Here is a 25,441-nt window from a genome sequence, read left to right on the forward strand (position 1 = left end):
CGCGAGGCTCGGCATGCCCTAATCGCGGCTCGCCGCGACGAGCGCCTGCGCCGCGCGCCGGAGCAGGGCGGTGGCTTCGCCCGGCTCGAAGATCGGCGAACTCACGAAGGCGCCGTTGATCAGGACCGCGAGCTGGCCCGCCAGTTCGTCCGCGCGGGCGACGCCGAGCCGCGCGGCGATCCCGGCGAGACGGCGGCGCATCTCGCGCTTATGGGCGGTCGCGACCCTGCGCGCCGGATGGTCGGCCTCCGGGAACTCCGCTGCGACGTTGATCTGCGGGCAGCCGCGATAGTTCGGGCGCCCGACGCGCTCGCCGATCCAGCCGAGATGAGCATCGAGCTCGGCTGCGGCATCGCCATGCTCCTGCGCCACACGGTCCCAGGTGCCCCAGAAATCCTCATCCTCGCGGGCGAGGAACGCCGCGATGAGGTCGTCCTTCGTGCCGAAATGGCGATAGAGGCTCGTCTTGGCCACGCCAGCCTCCGCCACCACCAGATCGACCCCCACGGCGCGCACGCCGCGCTCGTAGAAGAGCTTGCAGGCGGTCGACAGGATTTTCTCCCTGACCTCGGCTGGGTTTTCGGCGTGGGAACGCAAATCTGTTCCGACCATGTCTTCCTCCTGCAGCGATTGCCGGAGCCCGCTCACCTTGGGCTGAAGCGCTCCGCATGATGTGGGGACAACGTAGCACATCCTCGCTTGACACGCTACAGACCTGTATGTACAAAACATACAGGTCTGTAGCGCAACGGAGGGGATCATGCATCGGAATTCTACGACAGGGATCGAGGTCGCCGTGTTCGGCGCGGCAGGGCATACGGGTCGCTTCGTCGTGGCGGAACTGCTTCGGCGCGGGCTCACGCCGATCGCGATCGGCCGTGACGCGGCGACACTCGAAGAGAAGCTTCCGGGGGAGGGAATCCGGCGCCGCCAGGCGACGCTCGACGATGCCTCCTCGCTCGACCGCGCGCTCCAGGGGGCGAAGGCCGTGATCAATTGCGCCGGTCCGTTCCTCGATACGGCGGAACCGGTTGCGGCGGCAGCCCTGCGCGCGGGCATCCACTATCTCGACGTGACCGCTGAGCAGCCCAGCGCGAGCGACACGCTCGACCGTTTCGATGCGCCGGCTCGCGCGGCCGGCGTCGCCGTGATTCCCGCCATGGGCTTCTATGGCGGTCTGGCCGATCTCCTGGCCACGGCTGCGACCGGCGACGGGAAGGCGGACACGATCGAGATCATGATCGGCCTCGACAGCTGGCATCCGACCCGCGGCACGCGGATCACGGGCGATCGCAATACGGCGCAGCGCATCGTCGTCTCAGGGGGGCAGTTCGCGCCGTTGCCGCGGCCGGCACGCGAGACGAGTTGGGACTTCGGCGGCGCGCTCGGGCGCCAGCCCCTGGTCGAACTGCCGTTCTCTGAGATCGTCCTGATCGCAGGCCACATCCAAACAACCGAACTCCGGACATGGTTGAGCAGCGTGGCGCTGACCGATCTGCGCGACCCGGAGACGCCGGCGCCGCAGGCCGCCGACGAGGCAGGGCGCTCGGAGCAGCGCTTCCAGGTCGACATCGTCGTTACGCGCGGCGGTGAAAGACGGCATGCCTCGGCGCGCGGACGAGACATCTACGCCGTTTCGGCACCGCTCGTCTGCGAGGCCGTGCAGCGCCTGCTCGATGGCCGCTTCGCCATGGCCGGCGCCCATCCGCCCGGAGCGATCTTCGATGCGGCGAGCGTCCTGGCCGCTCTCGCTCCTGAGCATCTGGAGTACGAGTTCGGCTAAGCCGCCCGACAAGCGGGCTTGCGCGGAGGCTCTCGCCAATCGCCCCGTCCTCGTGCCAGATTGCCGTCCATGCTGACGGGGTCCTATCGCAAGCGGCTCGATGCCGATCTCACACGCTGGGTCGGGGAGGGGCTGCTCAATGCCGATTCCGCCAGCGCGATCCGCCGCTCGGTCGCGGCTGACGGCGGCTTCCGGCTGCCGGCGCTGCTCGGGCTGTTCGGCGGTCTGCTGATCGCCTCCAGTGTCGCCGCCTTCGTCGCCGCGAACTGGGAGGCGATCCCGCGGCTGGTCAAGCTCGTGATGATCCTGATCAGCGTGGTCGCGGCGCTGGGCATCGCCGCGCGGCTGGAGCGCAAGGGCTCGCCATCGGGCGCCGATGCGGCGGCGACCTGCGGCGTCCTGATCTTCGGGGCCGGCATCGCGCTGATCGGCCAGATGTACCATCTGCCGGCCGACTGGCCGGCCGGAGCGCTTCTGGTTGCGCTCGGGGCGCTCGTCGTCGCCGTCCTGCTGCGCTCGAACGGGGCGCTTGCCGTCGCCCTGGTGGCGCTCTGCGCCTGGAGCGGCGGGCGCTGGGAAGAGGGGCAGGGCCGACTCCATCTGGCCTTCCTCGTGCTCTATCTGCCGGCGCTGTGGCTCGCCTTGTCGCGCAGCAACCGGCTGGTTCATCACCTCGCCGTGCTCGCACTCGGGCTCTGGCTCGCTTTGGTGCCCGGCGACTGGATCAACGGGCGCTTCGATTATGGCCTCCTCGCCTATGCGCTTGCGGTATCGGCGACCTATGTCGCGCTCGGCAGCTGGGCGCTCGATCGCGGCGGGCCGGCCCTGCTGACCTGCTGCCTGCCCTGGGGCCTGCTCGGTCTGCTGATCGTGCTCGATGTCGAGCTGATCCGGATTCTCGACGCGCGTGAATCGCGGGCCGGCACGGCGATCTGGCTGAACTACGTCGCTTATGCCGTCGCTGTCGCCGTCATCGTTGGCTTCGCCGCATTGGCGCGCGAGAAGCGTTTCGCCTGGCCGCTGGCGGTCGGGCTGATGCTGGCTCTGCTTGTGCCGCCGGTGTTCTGGAGCGGGGGCGTGGTCGGGCTACCCGGCAAGGTCGTCGTTGCCAGCCTGATCCTGTCTGTGGCGATCGCGCTTGTCGTGGCCGGCGTGACCGGAGGTGTGCGGCGTCTGACGCTCGCGGGCTCCGGCCTGTTCGGTATCGCGATCCTGATCCTGCTCTGGCAGACGATCGGCACGCTGCTCGACCAGTCGCTGTTCTTCCTCGTGGCCGGCGCCGCGCTGCTCGCGATGGCGGGCGGGGCGCGCCGACTCTTCGCGCGGTTGTCGCGGCCGGCAGGGGAGGTCGCGTGATGAGGATGCCGTCGGCCGACGTCCTGATCGCTCGCGTGCCGCTGCTCTGGCGCGCGCTCGCAGCGATGCTGTTGCTGAGCGTGGGGCTGCTCGCCTTGGTTCAAAGCCGCGCCAGCATTCTGCGCAGCGGTACGGAGGTGCGGCTGAAGACCGTTCCGGTCGATCCGCGCGACCTGTTTCGCGGCGATTATGTCGTGCTGGCCTATCCGATCAGCACCGTCGATGGCGGTCCCGGCGTCAGCTACCGCCGCGGCGACCAGGTTTACGTGACGCTGGCGCCCGATGCGGACGGCTTCGCGCTGGCGACCGGTGTCGCCAAGGCACGCCCCTCCGGCACTGGTGCCGTGATAGCAGGACGCGTGGTGTCGACGGGCGCCTGCGCGCTGAACGATGCGGGCGAGGCCGATTGCTCCGTGGGGACCCGGCGCCTGCGCATCGCCTATGGGCTGGAGAGCTATTTCGTCCCGCAGGGCGAAGGGAAGGCGATCGAGACCACCGCGCGTTCGCGGATTGAAGTGGTGGCTGCCGTGTCGGCCGGAGGTGAGGCCGCGATCAAGCGCCTGCTGATCGACGGCAAGCTCGTCTATGCCGAGCCGCCCTATTAGGGGCCCCGTTTCCGGCGCATTCTTTCTCTCGATATCGTCGCTCCAGCTTGCCGCGAGCGGGTGGTCGCGTTCGCACGAGCGCTACACGGGCTTGTGAAGCGAAGTTAGGTGACGGTTAACCCCGTCCTCTTTATGAACGGCAGATGAACGGATGCGTTGGCAATCGTTCATGTTCGAGGGAACCCGCCGCTCTTACGGCACGTTCCGTTGATTGTCCCGTTTCCTCATTGCCGGACGCCGCTGGTGACGCAGGCACGTTCCTTTTCCCGTTTTCTGCTGCTGGGCCGTGGCCCGGAAGGCGACATGCCTGTTGCCCAGCGGGATGCGCGCATCGACGTGATCCGCGGCCTTGCACTGCTCGTCATCTTCATCAACCACATGCCCGGCAACGTCGTCGCCGGCTACATGCCGCATAATTTCGGCTTCTCGGACGGGGCGGATGCCTTCGTGCTGCTCGCGGGCGTCTCGGCGACCCTCGCCTATGGCGGCCTGATCGAGCGGCGCGGGCTGACGGTCGGCGCGCTCAAGATCGGCGCTCGGCTCTGGACGCTCTATATCGCCCATATCGCGCTGTTCATCATCGTCTGCGGCGTGGTCGCGGCCGCGGTGACGCGGACGCAGAACCCGCTTTATGTCGAGGCGATTAATATCCAGCCCGTGTTCAGCGACACCTTCGAGGCGCTCGTCGATGCGCTGACGCTGCGTTACCAGCCGTCCTATCTCGACATCCTGCCGCTCTACATCGTGCTGCTGGCGCTGTTCCCGCTGATCTATCTCGCGGTGCGGATCAGCCCTGTCGGAGCGCTGCTGGTGTCGCTGTCGATCTGGCAGGCCGCGCTCTGGTTCGGCCTCAACCTGCCGAATGTTCACGCCACCGGCTGGTTCTTCAATCCCTTCGCCTGGCAGGTCGTGTTCGTGCTGGGCGTGATCCTGGGGCGCGCCGCGCAGCGCGGCGTGGCGGCACCGCGCCTGCCATGGCTCGATGTGGCGGCTGTCGGCTTTCTCGTCTTTGCGTTCATTGCCAAGACCTCGTCGGGGAATCCGTTCGGGATCGTGCTGCTGAACGACTGGTTCGACTCGGTGCAGCTTGGCTCCGACAAGACCAACCTGGCCTGGATCCGGCTGCTGCATGTCGGAGCGCTGACCTGGCTGGCGATACGCTGGCTGCCGTCGGGGGCGGGGCTGCTGCGCCATGTCATCAGCCGCACGCTCGCCGTCATCGGGCGTCACTCGCTTGCGGTGTTCTGCACCGGGACGGTTCTGGCGATCAGCGGGCAGATCGTCCTGGCCGAGACCGGCTTCGCGCTGGGGCCGCAGTTGATGGTTTGCCTCACCGGCGTTATCCTGCTGACGGGGCTAGGGATATTCCTGACGTGGTATCAGTCGGTCACGCTTTCCGGCGGACGGGTTTCCGCCGAGCCGTCGCGGCGGGGCTCAGTGCAGCCGCACTGAGCTTTTTTGCCTGGACGGGTGTGGCCGCGGCTGGCCCGATGGCGCTGGCCGCCAAAGCCGATATGCGCTGCCGCTTCGGCTCGGCCCAGCATCCCTTCCAGCCGGTCCTGCCTGCCGCGACCACCGCGCTGCGCGAGACCGGCAAGCTCACCATCGTCGCCATCGGTTCATCGACCACGGCGGGCTCCGGCGCCAGTGCCGAGGACAAGAGCTATCCCGCCGTGCTGCAGGACGAATTGCGCCGGCGCCTGCCCAATGCCGAAGTGAGCGTCGTCAACAAGGGTGTCGGCGGCCGGTCGGCCTATGAGATGCTGCTGCGCATGGACACTGATGTCATCGAGCAGAAGCCCTCGATCGTGATCTGGCAGACGGTGGTCAACGATGCGATCAGCCATGTCGGCGAGGACAAGCTCGCCAAGATCCTGCGCAAGGGCATCCAGAAGGTCCAGGCGGCCGGCATCGACATGGTGATGATGGACCTGCCCTGGCTTCCGCGGGAAGGGCGCTATCCGCGCTATGAGGACTACCGCGCCGTCCTCAAGAAGACCGCCGACGAGCATGGCGCCTCCGTCTTCCCGCGCTACGGCATGATGCGGGACTGGTCGCGTTCGAAGCGCTTCACGCCCGAGGAGCTCGTCGGGATGGACGGGGTGCACATGGTCGACGCCGGCTATCGCTGCCTCGCCATCCGCATCGCCGACGGCATCGCCGGTGCCCTGACCGGGACCAGGCCGGACCTGGTCGAAGGCCCGAAATCGACCAACTGAGTCAGAGCATGATGGCGATACATCATCCTCCGCCGTCATCCTGGACAAGCCGCGCAGCGGCGCAGCTCCGGGATCCATCATAGGGCTCCGTCGCGCTCTATGATGGATCCCGGGACGACCTTCGGTCGCCCAGGATGACGCGGTGTTCCCGCGCATAAATCTCGTTTTTCAGGCAGAGGGGCTTGAATGCGCCTTTGTAAGGTTCACTTCGCCAGCACCTCGATGTCGCGGTCGAGGCCGGATTCGACCTTGAAGTCGCGCGAATGGACCTGTCCCTCCTGCCGGGCGATCAGGACGTAGTCGCCCTCCGCCAGGATCACCTGCGGGAAGGCGCCGATCGCCTCGCGGATGACGTCGCCGCCCGGTGTCAGCACGCTGAAGGCGGTTCCGGCAAAGGCCTCGCCGCCGGGTGACGCGACGAGCTTCAGGGTGACGCGGGCGGCGCGGTGATGCAGCGTCGCATCCGTGACCTTGCCGGATTCGACCTTCACATCGGCGCGCTGGATCGCGTTGGAATCGCCATAGGTCGAAACGACGTGATAGGTGCCCTCGGGCAGGCGGATGAGTTCGCCGGCCCTGGCCTTGTCGACGACGAGGCGGCCTTCGGAATTGCCCTGCAGCGGCACGAAGACCGAGAAGCTGAGCTGGGCCGGGGCGATCGGCGCATCGCCGATCGAGCCCGCCAGCGAAAGCCCGCCGGCGCTGATCGAGACCTGGTCGCGCAGGCCCTGCGCACTGAGCGTGACGCGCTTTGTGCCGCTGGCGAAGCCATAAGCGGCGTGCAGCAGATAGGTGCCGGGCTCCAGCGAGAAGATCGGTTCGGCATCGGTCGAGCGCGCCACGATGCGCGGCGGCGAGCCGTCGGCGGTTTCGCTGAGAACGCGCCAGACCAGGCCGGAGCGGATCGGCCTGCGGTCGCCGGCGAATTGCGCCGCCAGTGCCAGCGAGGCGAGCGGCGCGGTCTGCGACTGGACGGGCTGGATCGGCATCGCTCCGACACCGGCGGCCGGCGCCTGCATCGCCGGCTGCGCCTGCTGTGCGAAGGCCAGTGCGGGCACCAGGACGAGCGCGGCCGCCAGCAGGCCAGCGGCGAGGCGGCGCCCTCCCTGGAACCGGTCGAATTCAAGCATGCTCACAGCCCTCGCCACCCGTGCGTTCACGTCTCAGCAGCTTCGCTTGTCCTCATCATGGCGAGGCACTAGGTCTGAGCCGGTTCCTCGCATCCGGATGCTTCATGACCGATACGCTCTCTCTGCTCAAGCTGCGCCGGTCCGTGCCGCCGCAATTCCTGGCCGCGCCCGGCCCCGATGCCGGACAACTCGACGAGTTGCTGACGATCGCGGCGCGCGTGCCCGACCACGGCAAGCTGGTGCCCTGGCGCTTCATCGTGTTCTCCGGGGAGGGCCGCACCAAGGCCGCCGACGTGGTGGCGCAGGCCTTTTCGAAGCGCAATCCCGACGCCCGGCCCGAACAGGTCGAATTCGAGCGCAACCGCCTGCTGCAGGCGCCGGTGATCGTCGCCGTGGTCTCGCGCGCCGCATCGCATGTGAAAATCCCGGAATGGGAGCAGGAGCTTTCGGCCGGCGCCGTCTGCATGAATCTGCTCGTCGCGGCGCAGGCGATGGGCTTCGGCGGCTCCTGGCTGACGAACTGGTTCTCCTTTGACCGCGATGTGCTCGATGCCTTCGGGCTCTCCGGCAGCGAGCGCATGGCCGGCTTCATTCATCTGGGCACGCCGACCTCGGTTCCGCCCGACCGCGACCGGCCGGTTCTTGCCGATATCGTCAGCACCTACGGGGCCTGAACCATGATCTATTCATCCGCGCTCCAAGACCACGGCCTGCCGCATGATCCGTTCAAGGCGATCGTGACGCCACGCCCGATCGGCTGGATCACGGCGATGAGTGCCGAGGGCGAGATCAACCTCTCGCCGTACAGCTTCTTCAACGCCGTCTCGACGCGGCCACATATCGTGATGTTCTCGTCCGAGGGGAAGAAGGACGCGATCGCCTTCGTCGAGGAGACCGGTGAGTTCACCTGCTCGCTGGTGACCAAGGCGCTGGCGCATCAGATGAACCAGACCTCGGCGCCGCTGCCGCGCGGCACCAGCGAATACGGCCATGCCGGGCTCGAGATGGCTGCGTCGCAATTCGTCAGGCCGCCGCGCGTCGCCGCGAGTCCGGCCGCGCTCGAATGCAAGCTGCTCTCGGTGCAGCAACTCGTCGATCTTGATGGTCAGGCGGTTGAGCGCTGGATGGTGCTGGGCCAGGTCGTCGGAATCTTCATGGACGACGCCTTCATCAAAGACGGCCGCTTCGATACGGCGGCTGCCCATCCGATCGCGCGCTGCGGCTATGCCGACTATGCCGAGGTCGACCACTTGTTCTCGATCCAGCGTCCGCCGGGTGGCTGAGGCAGCCGCAAACCCTCAGTCTGCCGCGGCCTTCACACGGTAGTCGCCGAGCGGGGCGAGTGCCGCGTTGATCGCGGCCGCATCGAGCGCCGCGCCCTCGGGCAGGGTCATTCGCGGCGGATCGAGCGTGACCTTCGTGCCGGGCGCCAGTTTGGTCGCGGCTTGCTGCACCCGCGACAGGCAGCCGCCGCAATGCATGCCAGAAACCTCGAAAACCTGAGTCATTGGAATCGTCTCCAGCGATTTGTTCGGCCAATGTCTGAACGTGGCGACCTCGTGTTGCTTCCGATATGGGAACGGCGATCTGCTCGTGCCAGTTCTCAGGACAGAAGCCGGCTGGGCTCCCCGCGCTCGGTCAGCAGCCGCACCGCTTTCCGGTCGAAGGAGACGAAGGTCTCGGCGCCCAGCCAACGGCCTTCATAGGCGATGACGCCGTCAGCGAAGTCTCCGCCGGCGTCGAGCTGAGCGAGACCTGCCTCCATGGCCGGCCGGTCTATGGCAACGTTGGCGCCATTCGCGAGCCGGCGGATCGCTTCCGCAATCTCCAAGGAGGGCACGCGGTAGCCTTGGGACAGCACCCAGACCAGTTCGCAAAGCGCGGGCAGCGGGATCGCCACCATCTCCGCCTTGGCGAGTTCGGCCTGCGCGATCCGGCTCTGCCGTTCGTCATCCTCCACCAGCGCCCGCACAAGAACATTCGTATCAGCCGTGATCTTCATCGCCGCCCGGCCCAGCCGCGTGCTGCGATGGTGTTCATCTCCTCGATCGTCAGGATCGGGCCGCCTGGGCGCTTCAGCAAGCCGAAGGCATCCGTGATGGCGCCAGACGGACGTGAGGCTTTGATCTCGACGCGCCCATCCGGAAGCTTGTCCAGCGAGAGCTTGTCTCCTGGGCGGACGCCGAGATGATCGAGCAGCTCCTTGCGCAGGGTGACCTGGCCCTTCGCGGTAACGGTGAGCGTTGCCATGGCGCGAGCCTCACGATGGAGAACTCAACGTAAGGCGAAAATGCCTTACAGTCAAAATCGGGCCAGCGCTTTTCAGCCGGCCAGCTTCCCGGCGCGTGCCTTGATGCGCTGTGCCCTGATCAGATGGGGACGATCCAGCATTTCGCCATCGAGCCCGATCACGCCGACGCCGGGATTGGCTGCAAACAGCGCGATGATCGCCTCGGCCCGGGCCAGCGTCTCGGGCGAGGGGGTGAAGATCTTGTTGATCGGGGCGACCTGATCGGGATGGATCGCCATCTTGCCGGTGAAGCCGTCGCGCCGTGCCGCGAGGCACTCGGCGCGGAAGCCCTCCGCATCGCGAAAGGCGGTGAAAACGGTGTCGATCGCGTCGACCTGGGCTGCGGCCGCAGCAAACAGCGTCAGCGAGCGGGCGAGGCGGTAGGGATCGGTGTAGGTGCCGTTCTCCAACCGGTTGGTCTCGGCGCCGAGATCGGCGGAGAGATCCTCCGCGCCCCAGGTTAGGCCCGCCAGCCGGTGCGTCGCACCCGCATAGCTGCCCAGGCCGAAGATGCCCTTGCCGGTCTCGGTGGCGATCGGGATGATCCTGGTCTGGCCGTCCGGCAGGTCGCACTCCGCCTCGCGCACGGCGATCTTGGCGCCGAGATGGCTGACGTCGATGCCCCCCTCCGATTTGGGCAGCATGATCGCATCGGGCGCGCCCGGCATGACCGCATCGAGATCGGCATCCGTCAGCCCGGTCGAGAGCGCGTTGACGCGCACGATCAGGCGCGGCCGCCGGGGCAGGGCGCGGGCGGCTTCCAGGAAGGCACGGGTGACCTCGCGGGCGTGGGGCTTGGCGTCGAGCGCCACGGAATCCTCGAGATCGAGAATCAGCGCGTCGGCGCCGCTGTCGAGGCCCTTCTGCTGCTTGCGGGGGCTGTCGCCGGGAACGAAGAGGAGCGAGCGCATGCGCGTCAGACCGAGACGGTGGCGGGCGTGGGATGCCGGCGCATGAAGGCCTGACGTCGGCATTGCGCCACCAGCGTGCCGTCCTGCTTGTAGGCCTTGTGCTCGAACTCGACGATGCCGGCATCGGGCCGCGAGCGCGATTCGCGCTTGGCGACGATCTCGGTGGTGCAGTTGATCGTGTCGCCCTCGAAAAGCGGCGCCGGGAAGATGACGTCGGTCATGCCGAGATTGCCGATCGTTGTGCCGACCGTCGTGTCGTTGACGGAGATACCGATCATCAGCCCCAGCGTGAACAGCGAGTTCATCAGCGGTTGGCCCCATTCGGTCTCGGTCGCGCAGAAATGCGCATCGATATGAAGGGGTTGCGGGTTGAGGGTCATGTTCGAGAACAGCATGTTGTCCATCTGCGTCACCGTGCGGGTCAGCCTGTGCTCGATGATGGCGCCGATCTCGAAATCCTCGAAATAGATTCCGCCGCGTTTGTGGCGCTTCAGCTCTGGCATCGACATTCTCCCTGATGCTGTCAGGGCGATGCAGCAGCCCTGGCGATTCCTCGCGATTAACCGTTCGCTTACCATAACCGGGCCACTCTCCACACAGCGCCGCAACGTCATGCGGCGGCCGCCGGCGGCGGAGTCGCCCGAGTAGCTCGATGTTCCTGTTTACCACCCCGCAGACGCGAGAAGCCCAGCCGGCCAATCCGGTCGTCAGCGCCATCCGCGATGGCGCGGCGAAGACCGGCGCCGGCTTCGATTATCTGCTGAAGACGGCGCAGCGGGAATCGTCGCTCGAGCCCGACGCCAAGGCCAAGACCTCGAGCGCGACAGGCCTGTTCCAGTTCATCGAGCAGACCTGGCTGTCGATGGTGAAGCAGGAGGGGCCCAAGCAGGGGCTGTCCAGCTATGCCGACGCGATCAGTGAGACCGGCGGTCGCCTCACGGTCGCAGATCCGGCCGCCCGCGAGAAAATCTTGGAGCTCCGCAAGGATCCGCAGGTCGCCGCCGTGATGGCGGGTGCCTTTACCCAGAAGAACCGCGAGCAGCTTGCCGGCGCGCTCGGCCGTCAGCCGCATGCCGGCGAGCTCTACATGGCACATGTGCTCGGTGCGCGCGGCGCCTCCGAGCTCATCCGCGCGGCAGCAAACGACCCGACCCGCAGCGCGGCCAAAGATTTTCCCGACGCTGCGGCCGCCAATCGCGGCATCTTCTTTGACAAGACCGGCCGGGCGCGCAGCGCTCAGGAGGTCTATGGCGTGCTTGCGGCGAGCCACGCCAACACCCAGCTGGCCGCCGCAACCACGCCTGCAGCCATCGGCGGCGCGACCGTGCAAGGCGGCGACAAGCCCGCCGAAATCGCCGCCGCCCTGGCTCCCGGTCGGGCCAAGGGGTTGATCGGCCTGTTCTCAACCGAAGGCTCGCGCGCGCCGGTCTCGCAGGCCGTTGCCAATCTCTGGACTACGCCGCGCCCAGGCGGGACGCGTACGGCATCGCTCGACGCGGCCGAGCGCTATTTCCCACGCCAGACGAAAACCGACGCGACCGCCGTGGCGCCGACGGCGTCGGACGCCGCTGCCGCGAACGCATCCGTTGCCAAGGCCATAGGTGCGCCGCTGCCGCCCTCGCGCCCGGTCGAGTTGACCCAGCCTGCCGCTGTTGCCCAGGAGCGTCCCACCACACGGGCGCGCCGCGCGCCGCTCGACCTGTCCTCCTTCATGATCCAGCGGAGCGGTCGATGATCGTTCGCCGCTTCCTGCTCTGGGCCCGCACGGCCAATGCCGAGGCGCGGGCCAATGGCGCGGCCGCGCTGGCGGGGGCCTATCTCCGCTCCGGCATGGCCGAGGAAGACCGCGCCGAGGCCGAGACGGCGCTGATGTCGCTGATCGACGATCCTTCGCCACGGGTGCGCCGGGCGATCGCCGAGGAGATGGCCTCGTCCCCGCGCGCGCCGCGCAACCTGGTGCTCGGACTGATCGCCGAGCAGAGCGATGTCGCAGCCCTGGTGCTGGCCCATTCGCCTGTCCTGACCGAAGCCGATCTGGTCGATGCCGCCGCGATCGGCGACACGCTGGCCCAGCGCGCCGTGGCGATGCGCCCCGCTCTGCCGGCGAGCGTCTGTGCCGCGCTGGCCGAGGTCGGCGGCGAGGAGGCGCTGGTCACGCTGGCCGGCAACCGCACCGCCGATATCCCGGATTTCTCGCTGGAGCGGATGGTCGAGCGTGCCGGCGAGAGCGGCGCGCTGCGCGAGGCGCTGCTGGCGCGCGCCGATCTGCCCGCCGGCTTGAGGCAGGCGATCGCCGCCAAGGTCTCGGATGCGCTGGCGAGCTTCGTCACCGGCTGCGGCTGGCTGACGCCCGAGCGCAGCGCCAGGCTGGCGCGCGAATCGACCGAGCGCGTTGCCGTGGCGCTGGCGGCTGGCGGCGAGGACAGCGATGCCCCGGCCATCGTCGACGTGCTGCGGCTCAACGGGCGGCTGACGCCGGGCTTGATGCTGCGCTCGCTGCTCTCAGGCGAGCCCGCATTGGCGGAGGCCGCCTTCGTGGCGCTGTCCGATCTACCGGCGGCGCGCGTGGCGGCGCTATTGCGCGATCGTCGCGGCGCCGGCCTCAAGGCTCTCTATCGCAAGGCGGGCCTGCCGGTCTCGCTCCAGCCCGCCTTCACGGCCGCCATCGCGACGCTCAATGCGCGCGGTTTCGATGCCGGCGGGACCGGGCGCGGCATCGACCGCGCTTTGCTGCGCGAGGTTCTGATCGCCTGCGAAATGCGGGACGATCTGGATGGCGGTGCGCTGATGGGGCTGCTGCGCCGCATGGATGCCGAAGCGGCGCGCGAGGAAGCCAGGGCGATGGCCGACTCGCTCGCCGACGATGCGGCGCTGGCCTATCTGGTCGAGGCCGATCCGGCGCTGCTGGTCGAGCTGGAGATCGGGGATATCAGGCAGGCGGCTTGAGGGGTTGGGCTCCAACCTGCAGTCGGCCTCCCGATGGCCGGCATTCCCGCATGGTCATGGTTCGATTTGGTCCTGAACGGACTCCGACCGACGGCGATTGGACAGCCAGTCAGTAGGTTCGGTCAGGCAAGGGGCGCGTTTGCGCGCCCCGGCTTTATGAAGCGCTCCATTTCGGTGTCACGAAATGGGCTGCAGGCCTCGTCTCAGTATTTCTGGAAGTGAAAGGCTTCGGCGAAGGTCAGCTCGACCATGTCGCCGCGCTTGAGGCGCCTGAGATCGTTCTGGATGACAGGATCGGACACCGTATGGGTCCGCGGCCCAGCCGGCCCGACATAGTTCACGACGCGGGTCGCCGGATCGAAATTCTCGAACCGCGCCGTCAACGTCAGCGATCGCACGACGAATTTCTCCGGCAGGCCCTGGAAGGATGGATCGCTGGCGGCTTCTGTATAGATGACGCTGGGCTGGGCGCCCTTGCGGGCACGTCTGGCCCCGAGGATCACCCCTTCGACGCGCCGGATCTCGACGCGGTCGCCTGCGTTGATGTTTTGCAGCGTGCCGAACACCTCCGGCACCGCAACCTGCCAAATGTTGCGGCCTTGACGGACGCGCACGATGCGATCGGCTGGTTCCACATCGACGACCTCCACATTCAGCTGCTCGACTTCAACCGGGCCGACGCCCGCGACGATGACGGTCTGACGGGTCACCGTCGGGGAGGTCGCACAGCCAGCCGTCCCGGCCGCAAGGGCGATCGCGAGGATCATGCTCATCCGCTTCAGCATCGGAATTCTCCTGGTTTCCAAAAGCAGTTATCTCAGTAGCGAACGGGCCGCCTGACCACGGCGCGACGGGGTGCAACGACCACGGCTCGCGGCGTGACGACCACCGCTCTCGGCGCGACAACGACTGGGCGGCGGACGGCGGCTGCGCCACCAGCGGAAACGCAGCCCGCACGAACCACGCCGCGAGCGCAGACGACAGCACCCGCCTCCGTCGGAATGAGAGCCACTGAACTGCCGACCAGGCAGATCGCCAACAGCACGTTCTTCATAGCTCTCTCCCTGTCGGCCATTCTGATATCGGCCGTTACACGGAGGCTACACGCAATCGACGCGCCTGTCCCTACGGCAGGAGCGAAAACTCTCTTGGCGCCCGGCCCGGCTATGCATCCGCTCCCCTCAATATCCGAACTGCTCGCGCAGAATCCGCTCGTCGAGGCTGTGGCCGGGGTCGTGGAGCATGACGAGGTCGATCGTGCGGTCGATCTCGATCTCGACGCGCAGGACATTGTCGATCTGGACGTGGTCGGCGACCGCGCTGACGGGGCGCTTCTGCGCCTCCAGCACCTCGATCGTCACCTTGGCATGGTCGGGCAGGAGGGCGCCGCGCCAGCGCCGCGGCCGGAAAGCGGAGATCGGCGTCAGCGCCAGCAGGGGGGCATCGAGCGGCAGGATCGGGCCGTTGGCCGAGAGGTTGTAGGCGGTCGAGCCGGCCGGCGTCGCCAGCAGCACGCCGTCGGCAACGAGCTCGGTCAGCCGGACCTGCCCGTCGATCGAGATCCTGAGCTTGGCCGCCTGGTAGGATCGGCGCAGCAGCGAGACCTCGTTGATCGCTTCGGCCCTGACCTCGGTGCCGTCCTGGTCGATGGCCCGCATCGAGAGCGGGTGGACGACGCTGCGCTGCGCCTCGGAGAGCTTCTTGCGCAGGCCGCGTTCGCGGAATTCGTTCATCAGGAAGCCGACGGAGCCGCGATTCATGCCGTAGATCGGCGTGCCCGTGCCGATGAAGCGATGCAGCGTCTGCAGCATCAGCCCGTCGCCGCCGAGCGCCACGATGACGTCTGCCGTCGCGGTATCGGCATTGCCGTAGCGCTCGGTCAGCTTGACCAGCGCGGCCTGCGCCTCCGGGGTTTCGCTGGCGACGAATGAGATGGCCTGGAAGCGCTCGGTCATCGCGGGTCCTGAAGCGGCGCGCCTTGGCGGCGCAGGCCGTGCCTTAGCATGGGCGACAGGAGGATCGCGAGCGGGCAGGCCAGAAAATTGGCCATGAAAAAGGCCGAGGTCGCCCCCGGCCTCTCGTCTGTGTCGGTTAGCCGATCGTCAGATCGCGGTGCTCCACTGCACCGGCACCATTTCGAAGCCGTTGCCGGACTTGGCGATGTAGCCGGTTGCCGGGAAGGGCGCATGGTAGAAGGCGACCTGCATCTTGTCGGCCGAGACCATGTCGAGGAGCTTGCGCCGCGTCGCGGCGGCTTGCGCGCCGTCCATGTCGAAGACGGCCGACCAGTCGGGGTTGCGCACGAACAGGGCAGGGTGGTTCGTGGTGTCCGACATGATCATCATCTTGCCGGCGCCCGAGGTCACCGCGAAGACGGTGTGGCCCGGCGTATGACCGGGCGCCGCAATTGCGGTGATGCCGGGCAGGATCTCCTTGCCGCCCTCATACTGCTTCACATCCTTGGCGACGGGGCCGAAGACGCGGCGGACGCCGGCGAAGGCACCCTTCATACCCTCGGGAGCGGCGCCCATCTTGGCGTCGTCCATCCAGAAGGCCCATTCCGCCGACGGCACCATCACCTCGGCATTGGGGAACATTGCGGTGCCGTCCTTAAGGCGGAAGCCGTTAATGTGATCGCCATGGAAATGGCTGAACACGACGGTCGAGACGTCCTTGGCGTCGAAGCCGGCAGCCTTGAAATTGGCTGCCCAGGTGCCCGAGGTCGGCGCACCGGAATCGCCGTTGCCGGTGTCGATCAAGGTCAGCTTGCCACCCTGCTGGATCGCCAGCGTGGTGAAGCTGATGTTCAGCGCGTCGGCAGGCAGGAAGGCCTGCTCCATCGCCTTCTTGACATCGGTGAGCTCGGCGTTGCGGACAAAGCCCTCGAGGGGGCGCCTGGCGAAGCCGTCATTGATCGCGGTGATGGTGATGTCACCGATCTTGTAGCGGTAGAAACCGGGGGCCTGATTCACGGGAGCTCCTTGCGCATAGGCCGGGCCGAGCCCGGGCAGGTCCAATGTGGCGGCAACGGCAAGCGCGCCGGCGCCGGCAATCACGCCACGGCGTGACGGGTTGAAATCAGTCATTGCTTGTCTCCCTCGGCTCGGGTGGAGCCTGCGCTGGACCCTAGCGAGCGGCGCGCAGGGTGCAATTGCCCGCCGCTGTCGCAAGGTCATGACGAGGTCAAGTTTTCGTGAGCGGCTACCCGTCCGGCTTCAGCGTCAATCTTGCTGCAGCGCCGGGTTGCCACGCTCGCGGCCGGTGTCCGTGCCGGCGAAGGCGCGCAGCATCGCCGCGCAAAGCGCGAGCGCGCCGACCGTGCCGTTGCCCGAGCATTCGGCGACGAGCGCCTGGAAGGCGGCAGCGTCCTCGCCGACCACGCATTGCACGCTCCAGCTCCAGCCGGGGGCCTTCTGCTTGAGCAGGCCGACCGCCACGTCGATGTTGGCGCTGACGGAGCCAAGCGCCTTCCAGAGCGCGCCCTGCTGGTAGATGCCGCCCGCAGGCGTCCGCCGGTTGAGGAGATGCCTGGGTTTGCGCCGGACGGTGAAGCCCAGCGCTTCGTAGATGTCTGCGTCGAGCGCCCGGTCGGGCTTGGCGGTGGCTTCGCAGCGGTCCGCGAGGGCAAGGAGGTTGTCGGGTTTGTCCATGGTCGCTTCATCTTGCAAGGCAGGGCGACGATCCGCCTTTTGGGCACGTCTCGCAAGATGCAAGCCGGTGATCTTGGCGTTGCTATCCGCTGTCTCGTGGTGTGGCGTCATCCCGCCCGAGAGGGAATCGGAGAATCTGGGACGCGCCAGAGGCAAGGCTGCCGCGGAAGCCTGTTGCACTGCGCATAGACGGCTGGCAGCGCCGCATCATAAGACCTTCAAGCGGCTACCCCGTTCCCCGAGGCCTGTCATGGACCTTGTCCGTTTCGGAATCGACCAGATCGTCGCCACGACTGTCGCGTTCCGCCTGCCTGGCGCTTTCGGCACGTCCGTCTCCGTCGCATCGCTTTACGATCTCACGCCAACGGCCAATGGCGATCTGCTGATCCACAACGCCGCTTCGAGCTTCAACCTGGCCTCCGGCCCGATCGCCTTGTTCGGAACCCAGCCGGTATCGGCCTTCGGCACGGTCGAGGCGGGGGGCTCTCAGGTCAACTATTCCTCGCGCTTCGGAGCGCTGCAGTTCGATGCCGTGGCCGTGAGCACCGGCGTGATGTCGGTGCGCGCAGATGCCCATCCGGTGCAGTTCCAGACCGGCCGCAACATCCTTGGCGAACGCTTCCCCGACGATTTTTCGTCGGTTACGGGTTTTACCGTGACGGGCGAGATCGCTGGCGAACAGAGCAGGCCGGCGATCGCTGCGTCGCGCAACGGCGGGGCGGCGGCGATATCCTGTTCGGCCGGGCCGGCTCGGACTACTCTGCGGCGGCACCGGCGCCGACATCCTCGCGGGCGGGGCGGGTTCCGACCTCTTCGTCGTCGGTTGGGGCGAGGGCACCGACACGCTCCTCGATCTGAACGAGGGAGGCGACAAGGACGGCTTCGACCTGCGCGGCTATTTCGATGCCATCGGCTATGGCGGGACGAATCCGCGCGCCGATGACGTGCTGGGTGTGTTCCAGAATGGCGCCGACGCTCATGTCGTCGTCCAGGGCGTGACGCTCTTCATCCTGAAGAACGTCACCGCTGCCGCGCTCGACGATAGCTACTTCCTGTTTCAGTAGCCGTCTATCCGCCGAGGTCGCGGCGTGGCCCCCGGGATGGCGCTCGGGACAGTTCGTAAAAAATGGTGCCGGCGGAGAGGATTGAACTCCCGACCTTCGGTTTACAAAACCGCTGCACTACCGCTGTGCTACGCCGGCCCCTGAATACCGGCTCTTGTCTCCGGCATCTGCCCCAGCGGTTACCAGCAGGGCGCGGCCAGAGCAAGATCACTCGGGGCACGATCGACACGGACGTGATCGTTCGGAAGGCTCGCAGGACGGCAGTTGTCTGCTCCCGCCAAAGAAAAAGCCCCGCCTTCGAGAAGGCGGGGCTCGGTCGTCGATACGGACTGAGCCTAGGCTCAGTTCTCGTGGGTCATGATGTCGCGATCCTTGGTCTCGGGCACGAAGAGCATGCCGATGACGAAGGTCATGAGCGCGATCACGATCGGGTACCAGAGGCCGTAGAAGATGTCGCCGGTGCCGGCGACCATCGCAAACGAGGTGGCGGGCAGCAGACCGCCGAACCAGCCGTTGCCGATGTGGTAGGGCAGCGACATGCCGGTATAGCGGATCCGGGTCGGGAAGAGTTCGACCAGGGCTGCGGCGATCGGGCCGTAGACCATCGTCACATAGATGACGAGGACCGTCAGGATTGCGATGATGGTCAGCGACTGGGCGCTCGCCAGTGCGCTGAAGAAGCCGACCTTGACGATGCGGGCATCGCCTGGGGCCGGGTAGCCGGCGGCAATCGCTTCCTTGGCAAGGGTCGCGGCAAAGGTTGCGTCGATGGCGAGGTCCTTGCCGTTGACGGTGACCTTGGCCGGTGTGCCGGCAGGCGCCGGGGCCTGGGTATAGACGATCGCCTGGGTCGCGAGCGTGCGACGGGCGATGTCGCAAGGCGCGGTGAAGGTGCGCACGCCGACCGGATCGAAGACCGAGCCGCAGGATGCGGGATCGGCGATGACCTGAACCTTGACGTTCTCATGCGCCGCGGCGAGGCCGGGGTTTGCAGCCTTGGTGAGGGCGCCGAACAGCGGGAAATAGGTCAGCGCCGCAATCAGGCAGCCGGCCAGGATGACGGGCTTGCGGCCGATCCGGTCCGACAGCGAGCCGAAGAAGATGAAGCCGCCGGTGCCGAGGATGAGCGACCAGGCGATCAACACGTTCGCCGAGTAGAGATCGACCTTCAGAATGCTCTGGATGAAGAACAGGGCGTAGAACTGGCCGGTGTACCAGACGACGGCCTGGCCGGCGGTGAGGCCAAACAGCGCCAGCAGCGCGATCTTGGCGTTCTTCCACTGGCCGAAGGCCTCGGAGAGCGGCGCCTTGGAGCCGGTGCCCTCTTCCTTCATCTTCTTGAAGGCCGGGGACTCCTGCATCTGGAGGCGGATCCAGACCGAGATGGCGAGCAGGAAGATCGAGAGCAGGAACGGAATGCGCCAGCCCCAGGCGGCGAAATCGGCCTCGCCCATGTTGACGCGGATGCCCAGGATCACGATGAGCGAGAGCAGCAGACCCAGCGTCGCCGTGGTCTGGATCCAGGAGGTGTAGAAGCCGCGGCGGCCGGGAGGCGCGTGCTCGGCGACATAGACCGCCGCGCCGCCATATTCGCCGCCGAGCGCCAGGCCCTGCAGCATGCGCAGCGCGATCAGGATGACCGGAGCGGCCCAGCCGATCGTGTTGTAGCTGGGCAGCAGGCCGACCAGGAAGGTCGAGGCGCCCATGATCACGATCGTGATCAGGAAGGTGTATTTGCGGCCGATCAGATCACCCAGCCGCCCGAAGAACAGCGCGCCAAAGGGGCGCACCAGGAAGCCGGCAGCGAAGGCGAGCAGCGCGAAGATGGCGCGGGTGTTGGGATCGAAGGCCGAGAAGAAATGCGCGCCGATCATCACGGCAAGTGAGCCGTAGAGATAGAAGTCGTACCACTCGAAGACGGTGCCGAGCGAGGATGCGAGAATGACGCGCTTTTCTTCCGCCGTCATGGGGCGCGGCGCGATCTTCGCCCCCGGTGCGTTTGCTGCCATGCTCATGGCGTAGTCTCCCCTGCGATTTCCCCGGCAGCGGGACAATCCACGCTGCCTGTTTGCCTGGCTCGCTTTCTGACGACGCGATGCCAGCGTGCCGGTTGCAAAGCCTTGGGCCCAGCGTTCCGGTCTGGCGTAAAGCAATGCTCGCGAGAGCATGGCTCGGCAATCAAGCACTTCGTCTAACGTCCTGGGAGCCGACGCCGCGAGATTAGCGGCCGCGAGCGGCATAAATGGGTCATTTCCGAGCGTGGCGGACTGTTTTCGAGTGCGATCGCGATCAGGACGTGGGAACGATGCGGCTGGAAATGAGCCTGTCGCGCGGCTTCCCAAGGGCAGCGATCTGCCTATACTCGCCTTCCGGAGGCCTATGATGCGGATGAGGGAGGAGCGCCCATGTCGCGCGCCACGACGATTCGCCTCGGCCTGCTGCTGACGGCACTGCTGTTGCCCGTCGCTGGAGCCGAAGCCGCTGGGCGGCGGGGCGGCTCATTCACTGAGGCGCCAAGGGCCCTCAGCCCGACTGGCTTCAGCACTCACCATCGGACCATGCCGGCCGCGGAGACGCGCCATGCCGGGATGCGGCATCCCGGTCTGCGCCATTCCGATCTGCGTTTTGCCGGCTCTCGCGACCATGGCGCGCGGCACTGGCGCCGCAGCGGGCGCGGTCTGTTCACCTCGGCCGGCTATCTCGGCCCCTGGAGCTATCCTGCCGGCTCCGGTGCAGGGCAGGCGGTTGCGAGCGATGGCGATGCCTCGCAGGGCTGGGTCGACCGCAATTCGTTCGAGAACATGCCGATTCGGATGGGGATTGTGCGCTCGCCGACGCCGGAGCCGACGATCTACCGGCTCGAGGGCCGGCGCGACCGGCCGGCGACGCGCGTCATCCGCATCACCGACCCCGAGCCGCAGGGCCGCCGCAGCCGCTTCGCCCATGCCGAGACCGGAGCGCTGCTGCTGACCGTGCCAAGGCGCTGAGCCGCGCTCATCGGCAGACGCTTAGCGCCGCCGGCTCGCCGCATAGAGCGCGATCGCGGTCGCGTTGGAGACGTTGAGGCTGGTGATGGTGCCCGGCACCTCCAGCCTCGCGACCTGGTCGCAGAGATCGCGCGTGCGCTGGCGCAGACCCTTGCCCTCGGCGCCCATCACCATGACGAGCGGACGTTTCAGTGTGACGTCGTCGAAGGCGATCTCGCCGTCCGAATCGAAACCTATGCGCTGGAAGCCGCGCTTGCCGAGCTCGTCGAGCGCATCGCCGAGATTGCGCACCGCGATCAGCGGCACATGCTCCAGCGCACCCGAGGCCGATTTCGCCAGTACGCCGGTCGCTGCCGGAGAATGGCGGATCGTGACGATGACGGCGGCGGCGGCGAAGGCAGCGGCCGAACGCAGGATCGCCCCGACATTGTGCGGATCGGTGATCTGGTCGAGCGCCAGCACGATAGCGTCGTCGGGCAGGCTGTCGAGATCGGGCGAATCCAGCGGGTCGCAGACGAGATAGAGGCCCTGATGCACCGAATCGGGCGTCAGCAGTCGGTCGATCTCGGAGGGGCGCACGAGTTCGGCCTGGAGCGGCAGCTCACCGACCTCGTCCTGCAGACGCTTCAACGCGTTTTCCGTTGCGAGCAGGCGGCGATGGCGCCGCTTGGGATTGCGCAGCGCTTCGATGACGGGATGCACGCCGTAGAGCACCGCCTCGTCGATATCGCCGGGGCGATGGTGGAGCGTGCCGTCGGCGCGTCGCGGGCTGGTCTGGCGCGGCCGATCGCTTCGGTCCGGCTTGGGGCGAAACGGTGCAGGCATCGGGCTTCTCCTCGGTCGCTGATGCATGCCCTGACATGACAAACCGGGCTTGACCAGTCTGGAATTGCCGGGACGCGGCGCGATGCCCATGGGGCAACTGGCTTTTTGGCGTTGACAGGGCGCGGCCCGGTCACCATAAGTCCGGCCGCGCCAGTTGCCCGTCACGCAAGTGACATCACGCAAGTGAGATGGGCGGCGCCCGACGGCTCAGGCCGACGAGGCGCGGGCGGGGGAATGTCCCGAGCGGCAAAGGGGGCGGACTGTAAATCCGCTGGCTATGCCTTCGCAGGTTCGAGTCCTGCTTCCCCCACCACCTTCTTTTTAAGTATCTGAATTATGGTCTGTTTTAGCTCCAGTTCCCGCGCCTGGTGCTTGGGTGCGAGAATAGACGTTCGGTTTCGTTCCGGTATCAGCAGGCTTGTCGGCTTGCGCGCGCGTCTCGCGGTTGGCTTAGCGCGTGTAGAGCGAGGCCATGCCGCCCCCGCGCCAGACAAGGATCGTCTCCCCTTCCGACTATCTGGCACGGTTGTTGGCCGCTCGCGCGGGGCGGTGGCCTCCCATGAACATGGGCTGTCGCAACCGATGTCGCCCCGCTAGACTGTTCGCGGTATGGGATTCAGGTGGGGTTGCTCGAAGACCCGCCGACACAGGGGCAACCCGGCGCATGATCGAGGTTCTGCTCGTCGAGGATGATGCGCCGACCCGCTGGCGCCTCCAGGACGCGCTTGGTGCCTCGATCGAGTTCGCTGTGACGGCTGCCGCGACGCTGGCCGAGGCCCGTCTCAGCCTTGCCTCGACGCCGCCGCGGGTGCTGCTAACCGACCTGCGGCTGCCGGACGGGCATGGACTCGAGCTGATCCGGGAGACGCGGCAGCGGCATCCCGAGACCGAGATCATGGTGATCTCGATCCTGGGGGACGAGGAAAGCGTGATCGCCGCGATCCGGCAGGGCGCCACGGGCTATCTGCTCAAGGACGCGTTTCCCACCGACATCGCCGCGACCGTGCGTGATCTCGTCGCCGGGCATTCGCCGATCTCGGCGTCGATCGCGCGCTTCATCGTGCGGCGGACGCAGGCCCAGCCTGCGCCGGCAGTGCAGCCGGCGCTCAACACCGCGCGGCTGACGCCGCGCGAGATCGACATCCTGTGGGGCATCGCCAAGGGCTTCAGCTATGCCGACATCGCCGGTCATCTCGGCCTGTCGCGGCAGACGGTGCCGGGGCACATCAAGAACATCTACCGCAAGCTCGAGGTCAACACGCGCGGCGAGGCGGTGTTCGAGGCGCTGCAGCAGGGTCTGATCCGGCTGTGAGCGAGGCCGCGACCGGGTTACGGCTGCCGGCCGGGGCGTCTGCGGGCGCATCGCAACAAGGATTGCGGCTGGCGCTGTATCTCGCGTTGCAAGTGCTGGTGGTGATGGGCTGTCTCGCTCTCGCGGCGTTGCCGGCGCCCGAACCGCCCGAGCGCTACCGGCTGATGGAAGCCCGGCTCGGGACAGGCGATGCCGTGACCGTTTCCCTGCCGCATCATCTGCCGGCCCGCTTCACGCTCGATGATCCGCCGCGCTATCGCATCGCGTTCGACTGGCAGCGGGCTTCGTCCGCGTCGCCATCGTCCGGGCCGGTTCCGCCCGAGCCTTCCTGGTCGGTGCTGCTGCCGCGTTTCACCAATGGGGTCACGGTCGCCGTCAACGGGGTCGAGATTCTCGACAGCCGCCGCACCCCGTCCGCCAACCGGCCCGATCGCAGCACGCCGGAGATCGCGGTGATCCCCTCGACGCTGCTGCGGGAGGGGACCAACGAACTCACGGTCCGGCTGTTCGTCTGGGGTCCGCTGACGGGTTTCCTCGACCGCATCTATGTCGGCCCTGACGACGCGCTGCGGCCGGCCTACGACCGGCGCATCCTGATGTTCGTCACCCTGCCGGTGGTTCTCGCTGCCTGGCAGGCGGTCCTGGCGGTGATCCTCGGACTGATGTGGCTGATGCGCCGCCACGAGCCCGAATACGGGGCGCTCGCGGCCTCGATGGCGATCGGCGTGGCACAGACCTTCGTCTCGGCCCCGAGCGGCCAGTCGGTCTATGCCGGTCTCAATGCGGTGCTGATCGCATCGGCGCCGCTGGAGAGCGCCTTCTGCGTCCTGTTCTTTGTCGTCTTCCTGGGGTTGCGGCTCCCGCGCCATGCGGTGGTGCTGTTCGTGCCGGGCGTCATCATCACCGTGACTGGGCTGATTGGAGATCTGTCGCAGGTCCGCACCACCTACCTCCTGCTCGGGCCGCCGACGGTCGCCTTCTGCCTCGTCCTGATCGCGGTCCTGATCGCGATCGTGTTTGTGCGACGGCGGGATGCCATCAGTCTCGTGCTGGGAAGCGCCGTGACGGTGGTCTTGTTCTTCTGCCTGCACGACATTCTTTCGGTCCTCGACATCGCCAAGGACCGGCGGATTTTTTTCTCGCGCCTGTCCTATTCGGCGATGGTGATCGCGATCGGCATCGGTCTGACCTGGCGGTTTGCCAGGGCGCTGAACCAGGTCGATAGCTTCGCCGGCTCGATGGTGACGCTCGTGCGCGAGGCCGAGGACAAGCTGCGGGCCGGTCTAGCGCGTGACGAGGAGCGCGCGCGGGCCATTGCGCTGTCCAGCGAGCGCAGCCGGCTGATGCGGGATCTGCATGACGGCCTGGGCGGCCAGCTCGTCAGCATCGTCGCGCTCAGCGAACGCCAGCGCAGTGGCGGCGCGCCGATCGGCGAGGCGGCCCGGGCGGCGCTGCGGGATCTGCGCCTCGTTATCGATGCGATGGACGATATCGGCGGCGACCTGATGCTCGCGCTCGGCGCCTGGCGCGAGCGGATCGCGGTGCAAGTGCGAGCGCATGGGTTGAAGCTCGACTGGCGGGTCCTGACGCCGCAGGGCCTGCCAGTCTATCCCGAGCTGCGGCCGGGCCATGTCATCCAGATCGTGCGCCTGCTCGACGAGGCCGTCACCAATGCCGTCAAACACGCCCGTGCCCGGCAGATCACGGTCACCATCGAGACGGTGCCGGTCGGACAAGGCTTCCCCCTCGGCCGCATCGTCATCGCCGATGACGGCCGCGGCTTCGATCGGTCGTTGGGCTCGGCCCCGGCGCTTGGCACGGGGCGCGGGCTCGACAACATGAAGCGTCGCGCCGAACGCTGCGGCGCGACCCTGGAGATCCGCTCTGGCCAGGACGGAACGCGCATCACGCTCGACCTGCCCGAACGCTTCGCCGATCTCGACGGGATCGGAGGCTGATCGACCGGGTCAGCGGCGACCAACGCGGTTGACCGGGCCGCCGCGATTGGCAGGCGTGCCCGGGCGAACGCCAACGCCACGAGCGCCGGCGCCGACACCCCTGTATGCCGCACCCCTGTAAGCCGGCGTGGCGACGGCGGCGCGGGCAACGGGTGCGCCGACCACGACCGGGGCGCCGGGGCGTGCGACGCAGCCCTGGGGAATGCCCACCGTCTTGCAATAGACGACCGCCTGCGCCGGTGTGGCGTCCAGCGTGACGGCGGCCAGTGCGGAAAGTGCGGCCAGACCCAGGCCAGCGCGTGTGATTGCTCGAATTCGACCCATTGTCTCGGCTCCCTACGTCATGCGTCCCTGTCACGGCCGGTCGGCCATGGTGCTGCGACGCCGGTGCACCCTGATCCTTCG

At 67.4% G+C, this 25,441-nt stretch carries 27 protein-coding genes and 2 tRNA genes; 14 read left to right on the forward strand and 15 right to left on the reverse strand.

Annotated elements, in window-relative coordinates:
* Positions 1 to 18: 18 nt before the first annotated feature.
* On the reverse strand, positions 19 to 612 hold the full coding sequence (locus tag AC1DYU_RS02250; RefSeq protein WP_476790221.1) for a TetR/AcrR family transcriptional regulator: 594 nt from the start codon (positions 610 to 612) through the stop codon (positions 19 to 21).
* 148 nt (positions 613 to 760) lie between these two features.
* On the opposite strand from AC1DYU_RS02250, the gene AC1DYU_RS02255 reads away from it, so the two are divergent.
* The 5 genes from AC1DYU_RS02255 (at position 761) to AC1DYU_RS02275 (ending at position 5,963) form a co-directional block, all read left to right on the forward strand.
* Positions 761 to 1,783 (forward strand): saccharopine dehydrogenase family protein, encoded by a 1,023-nt coding sequence (locus AC1DYU_RS02255; protein ID WP_476790222.1) that lies wholly within the window; start codon positions 761 to 763, stop codon positions 1,781 to 1,783.
* A 69-nt stretch (positions 1,784 to 1,852) separates the two neighbouring features.
* The gene (locus AC1DYU_RS02260; RefSeq protein WP_476790223.1) at positions 1,853 to 3,139 is read left to right on the forward strand and encodes a DUF2157 domain-containing protein; all 1,287 of its coding nucleotides are present in this window, start codon (positions 1,853 to 1,855) and stop codon (positions 3,137 to 3,139) included.
* Positions 3,139 to 3,744, forward strand: coding sequence for a GDYXXLXY domain-containing protein (locus AC1DYU_RS02265; RefSeq protein ID WP_476790224.1), 606 nt, complete (start codon positions 3,139 to 3,141; stop codon positions 3,742 to 3,744). Before AC1DYU_RS02260 ends, AC1DYU_RS02265 begins: the two co-directional genes overlap by 1 nt.
* Positions 3,745 to 4,047: 303 nt before the next feature.
* A complete protein-coding gene (locus AC1DYU_RS02270) occupies positions 4,048 to 5,196 on the forward strand; it encodes an OpgC family protein (protein ID WP_476790225.1) in 1,149 nt (382 codons plus the stop codon).
* 38 nt (positions 5,197 to 5,234) lie between these two features.
* On the forward strand, positions 5,235 to 5,963 hold the full coding sequence (locus AC1DYU_RS02275) for an SGNH/GDSL hydrolase family protein (RefSeq protein WP_476790226.1): 729 nt from the start codon (positions 5,235 to 5,237) through the stop codon (positions 5,961 to 5,963).
* Positions 5,964 to 6,166: 203 nt separating this feature from the next.
* On the opposite strand, the gene AC1DYU_RS02280 is transcribed toward AC1DYU_RS02275, so the two are convergent.
* Positions 6,167 to 7,093, reverse strand: coding sequence for a hypothetical protein (locus tag AC1DYU_RS02280; protein WP_158485816.1), 927 nt, complete (start codon positions 7,091 to 7,093; stop codon positions 6,167 to 6,169).
* A gap of 104 nt (positions 7,094 to 7,197) precedes the next feature.
* Here AC1DYU_RS02280 and AC1DYU_RS02285 point away from each other — a divergent pair, with 104 nt between their 5' ends.
* Both AC1DYU_RS02285 and AC1DYU_RS02290 read left to right on the forward strand, forming a co-directional pair.
* Complete coding sequence (locus AC1DYU_RS02285) at positions 7,198 to 7,767, forward strand: nitroreductase family protein (RefSeq protein ID WP_476790227.1); 570 nt, start codon at positions 7,198 to 7,200, stop codon at positions 7,765 to 7,767.
* 3 nt (positions 7,768 to 7,770) lie between these two features.
* The gene (locus AC1DYU_RS02290) at positions 7,771 to 8,376 is read left to right on the forward strand and encodes a flavin reductase family protein (RefSeq protein ID WP_476790228.1); all 606 of its coding nucleotides are present in this window, start codon (positions 7,771 to 7,773) and stop codon (positions 8,374 to 8,376) included.
* Positions 8,377 to 8,391: 15 nt separating this feature from the next.
* On the opposite strand, the gene AC1DYU_RS02295 is transcribed toward AC1DYU_RS02290, so the two are convergent.
* From AC1DYU_RS02295 to AC1DYU_RS02315, 5 genes are all read right to left on the reverse strand, one after another.
* A complete protein-coding gene (locus AC1DYU_RS02295) occupies positions 8,392 to 8,601 on the reverse strand; it encodes a heavy-metal-associated domain-containing protein (RefSeq protein ID WP_476790229.1) in 210 nt (69 codons plus the stop codon).
* A gap of 95 nt (positions 8,602 to 8,696) precedes the next feature.
* Positions 8,697 to 9,095 carry a type II toxin-antitoxin system VapC family toxin gene (locus tag AC1DYU_RS02300; protein ID WP_476790230.1) on the reverse strand — a complete coding sequence of 133 codons (399 nt, stop codon included), beginning with the start codon at positions 9,093 to 9,095 and terminating at the stop codon, positions 8,697 to 8,699.
* Positions 9,092 to 9,343, reverse strand: a complete 252-nt coding sequence (locus AC1DYU_RS02305; protein WP_476790231.1) for an AbrB/MazE/SpoVT family DNA-binding domain-containing protein — start codon at positions 9,341 to 9,343, stop codon at positions 9,092 to 9,094. Before AC1DYU_RS02305 ends, AC1DYU_RS02300 begins: the two co-directional genes overlap by 4 nt.
* Positions 9,344 to 9,415: 72 nt before the next feature.
* Positions 9,416 to 10,294 (reverse strand): HpcH/HpaI aldolase/citrate lyase family protein, encoded by an 879-nt coding sequence (locus AC1DYU_RS02310; RefSeq protein WP_476790232.1) that lies wholly within the window; start codon positions 10,292 to 10,294, stop codon positions 9,416 to 9,418.
* Positions 10,295 to 10,299: 5 nt separating this feature from the next.
* Positions 10,300 to 10,797, reverse strand: coding sequence for a MaoC family dehydratase (locus AC1DYU_RS02315; protein ID WP_158485809.1), 498 nt, complete (start codon positions 10,795 to 10,797; stop codon positions 10,300 to 10,302).
* Positions 10,798 to 10,946: 149 nt separating this feature from the next.
* Between AC1DYU_RS02315 and AC1DYU_RS02320 the strand changes: the two genes are divergently transcribed.
* A complete protein-coding gene (locus tag AC1DYU_RS02320) occupies positions 10,947 to 12,029 on the forward strand; it encodes a lytic transglycosylase domain-containing protein (RefSeq protein ID WP_476790233.1) in 1,083 nt (360 codons plus the stop codon).
* The gene (locus tag AC1DYU_RS02325) at positions 12,026 to 13,240 is read left to right on the forward strand and encodes a DUF2336 domain-containing protein (RefSeq protein WP_476790234.1); all 1,215 of its coding nucleotides are present in this window, start codon (positions 12,026 to 12,028) and stop codon (positions 13,238 to 13,240) included. The genes AC1DYU_RS02320 and AC1DYU_RS02325 overlap by 4 nt, the downstream gene beginning before the upstream one ends.
* 203 nt (positions 13,241 to 13,443) lie before the next feature.
* Here AC1DYU_RS02325 and AC1DYU_RS02330 read toward each other — a convergent pair whose 3' ends face one another.
* The 4 genes from AC1DYU_RS02330 to AC1DYU_RS02345 all read right to left on the reverse strand — a co-directional run bounded on the left by AC1DYU_RS02330 (position 13,444) and on the right by AC1DYU_RS02345 (position 16,890).
* Positions 13,444 to 14,025, reverse strand: coding sequence for a hypothetical protein (locus tag AC1DYU_RS02330; RefSeq protein ID WP_476790235.1), 582 nt, complete (start codon positions 14,023 to 14,025; stop codon positions 13,444 to 13,446).
* 396 nt (positions 14,026 to 14,421) lie between these two features.
* Positions 14,422 to 15,195, reverse strand: coding sequence for an NAD kinase (locus AC1DYU_RS02335; protein WP_158485804.1), 774 nt, complete (start codon positions 15,193 to 15,195; stop codon positions 14,422 to 14,424).
* 147 nt (positions 15,196 to 15,342) lie between these two features.
* Positions 15,343 to 16,326 (reverse strand): MBL fold metallo-hydrolase, encoded by a 984-nt coding sequence (locus AC1DYU_RS02340; RefSeq protein WP_158485803.1) that lies wholly within the window; start codon positions 16,324 to 16,326, stop codon positions 15,343 to 15,345.
* A 135-nt stretch (positions 16,327 to 16,461) separates the two neighbouring features.
* Positions 16,462 to 16,890: a hypothetical protein gene (locus AC1DYU_RS02345; protein WP_158485802.1), complete on the reverse strand. Its 429-nt coding sequence runs from the start codon at positions 16,888 to 16,890 to the stop codon at positions 16,462 to 16,464.
* Positions 16,891 to 17,140: 250 nt separating this feature from the next.
* On the opposite strand from AC1DYU_RS02345, the gene AC1DYU_RS02350 reads away from it, so the two are divergent.
* Positions 17,141 to 17,833 (forward strand): hypothetical protein, encoded by a 693-nt coding sequence (locus tag AC1DYU_RS02350; RefSeq protein WP_476790236.1) that lies wholly within the window; start codon positions 17,141 to 17,143, stop codon positions 17,831 to 17,833.
* Between the two features lie 184 nt (positions 17,834 to 18,017).
* On the opposite strand, the gene AC1DYU_RS02355 is transcribed toward AC1DYU_RS02350, so the two are convergent.
* Together AC1DYU_RS02355 and AC1DYU_RS02360 are read right to left on the reverse strand one after the other, a co-directional pair.
* A tRNA-Thr gene (locus tag AC1DYU_RS02355) sits at positions 18,018 to 18,092 on the reverse strand.
* Positions 18,093 to 18,295: 203 nt separating this feature from the next.
* Entirely contained in the window at positions 18,296 to 19,969 is a 1,674-nt protein-coding gene (locus AC1DYU_RS02360; RefSeq protein WP_476790237.1) for an MFS transporter, read from the reverse strand.
* A 390-nt stretch (positions 19,970 to 20,359) separates the two neighbouring features.
* Between AC1DYU_RS02360 and AC1DYU_RS02365 the strand changes: the two genes are divergently transcribed.
* Positions 20,360 to 20,941 (forward strand): hypothetical protein, encoded by a 582-nt coding sequence (locus AC1DYU_RS02365; RefSeq protein WP_476790238.1) that lies wholly within the window; start codon positions 20,360 to 20,362, stop codon positions 20,939 to 20,941.
* A gap of 21 nt (positions 20,942 to 20,962) precedes the next feature.
* On the opposite strand, the gene rlmB is transcribed toward AC1DYU_RS02365, so the two are convergent.
* Positions 20,963 to 21,766 carry a 23S rRNA (guanosine(2251)-2'-O)-methyltransferase RlmB gene (rlmB, locus tag AC1DYU_RS02370; protein ID WP_476790239.1) on the reverse strand — a complete coding sequence of 268 codons (804 nt, stop codon included), beginning with the start codon at positions 21,764 to 21,766 and terminating at the stop codon, positions 20,963 to 20,965.
* Between the two features lie 228 nt (positions 21,767 to 21,994).
* Between rlmB and AC1DYU_RS02375 the strand changes: the two genes are divergently transcribed.
* From AC1DYU_RS02375 to AC1DYU_RS02385, 3 genes are all read left to right on the forward strand, one after another.
* A tRNA-Tyr gene (locus tag AC1DYU_RS02375) sits at positions 21,995 to 22,079 on the forward strand.
* A gap of 351 nt (positions 22,080 to 22,430) precedes the next feature.
* Entirely contained in the window at positions 22,431 to 23,078 is a 648-nt protein-coding gene (locus AC1DYU_RS02380) for a response regulator (protein WP_476790240.1), read from the forward strand.
* The gene (locus AC1DYU_RS02385) at positions 23,075 to 25,036 is read left to right on the forward strand and encodes a sensor histidine kinase (protein WP_476790241.1); all 1,962 of its coding nucleotides are present in this window, start codon (positions 23,075 to 23,077) and stop codon (positions 25,034 to 25,036) included. Before AC1DYU_RS02380 ends, AC1DYU_RS02385 begins: the two co-directional genes overlap by 4 nt.
* Before the next feature lie 9 nt (positions 25,037 to 25,045).
* Here AC1DYU_RS02385 and AC1DYU_RS02390 read toward each other — a convergent pair whose 3' ends face one another.
* Entirely contained in the window at positions 25,046 to 25,360 is a 315-nt protein-coding gene (locus AC1DYU_RS02390; RefSeq protein ID WP_476790242.1) for a hypothetical protein, read from the reverse strand.
* Positions 25,361 to 25,441 lie beyond the last annotated feature (81 nt).

The organism is Allobosea sp. P2_B12 (genome assembly GCF_056404835.1).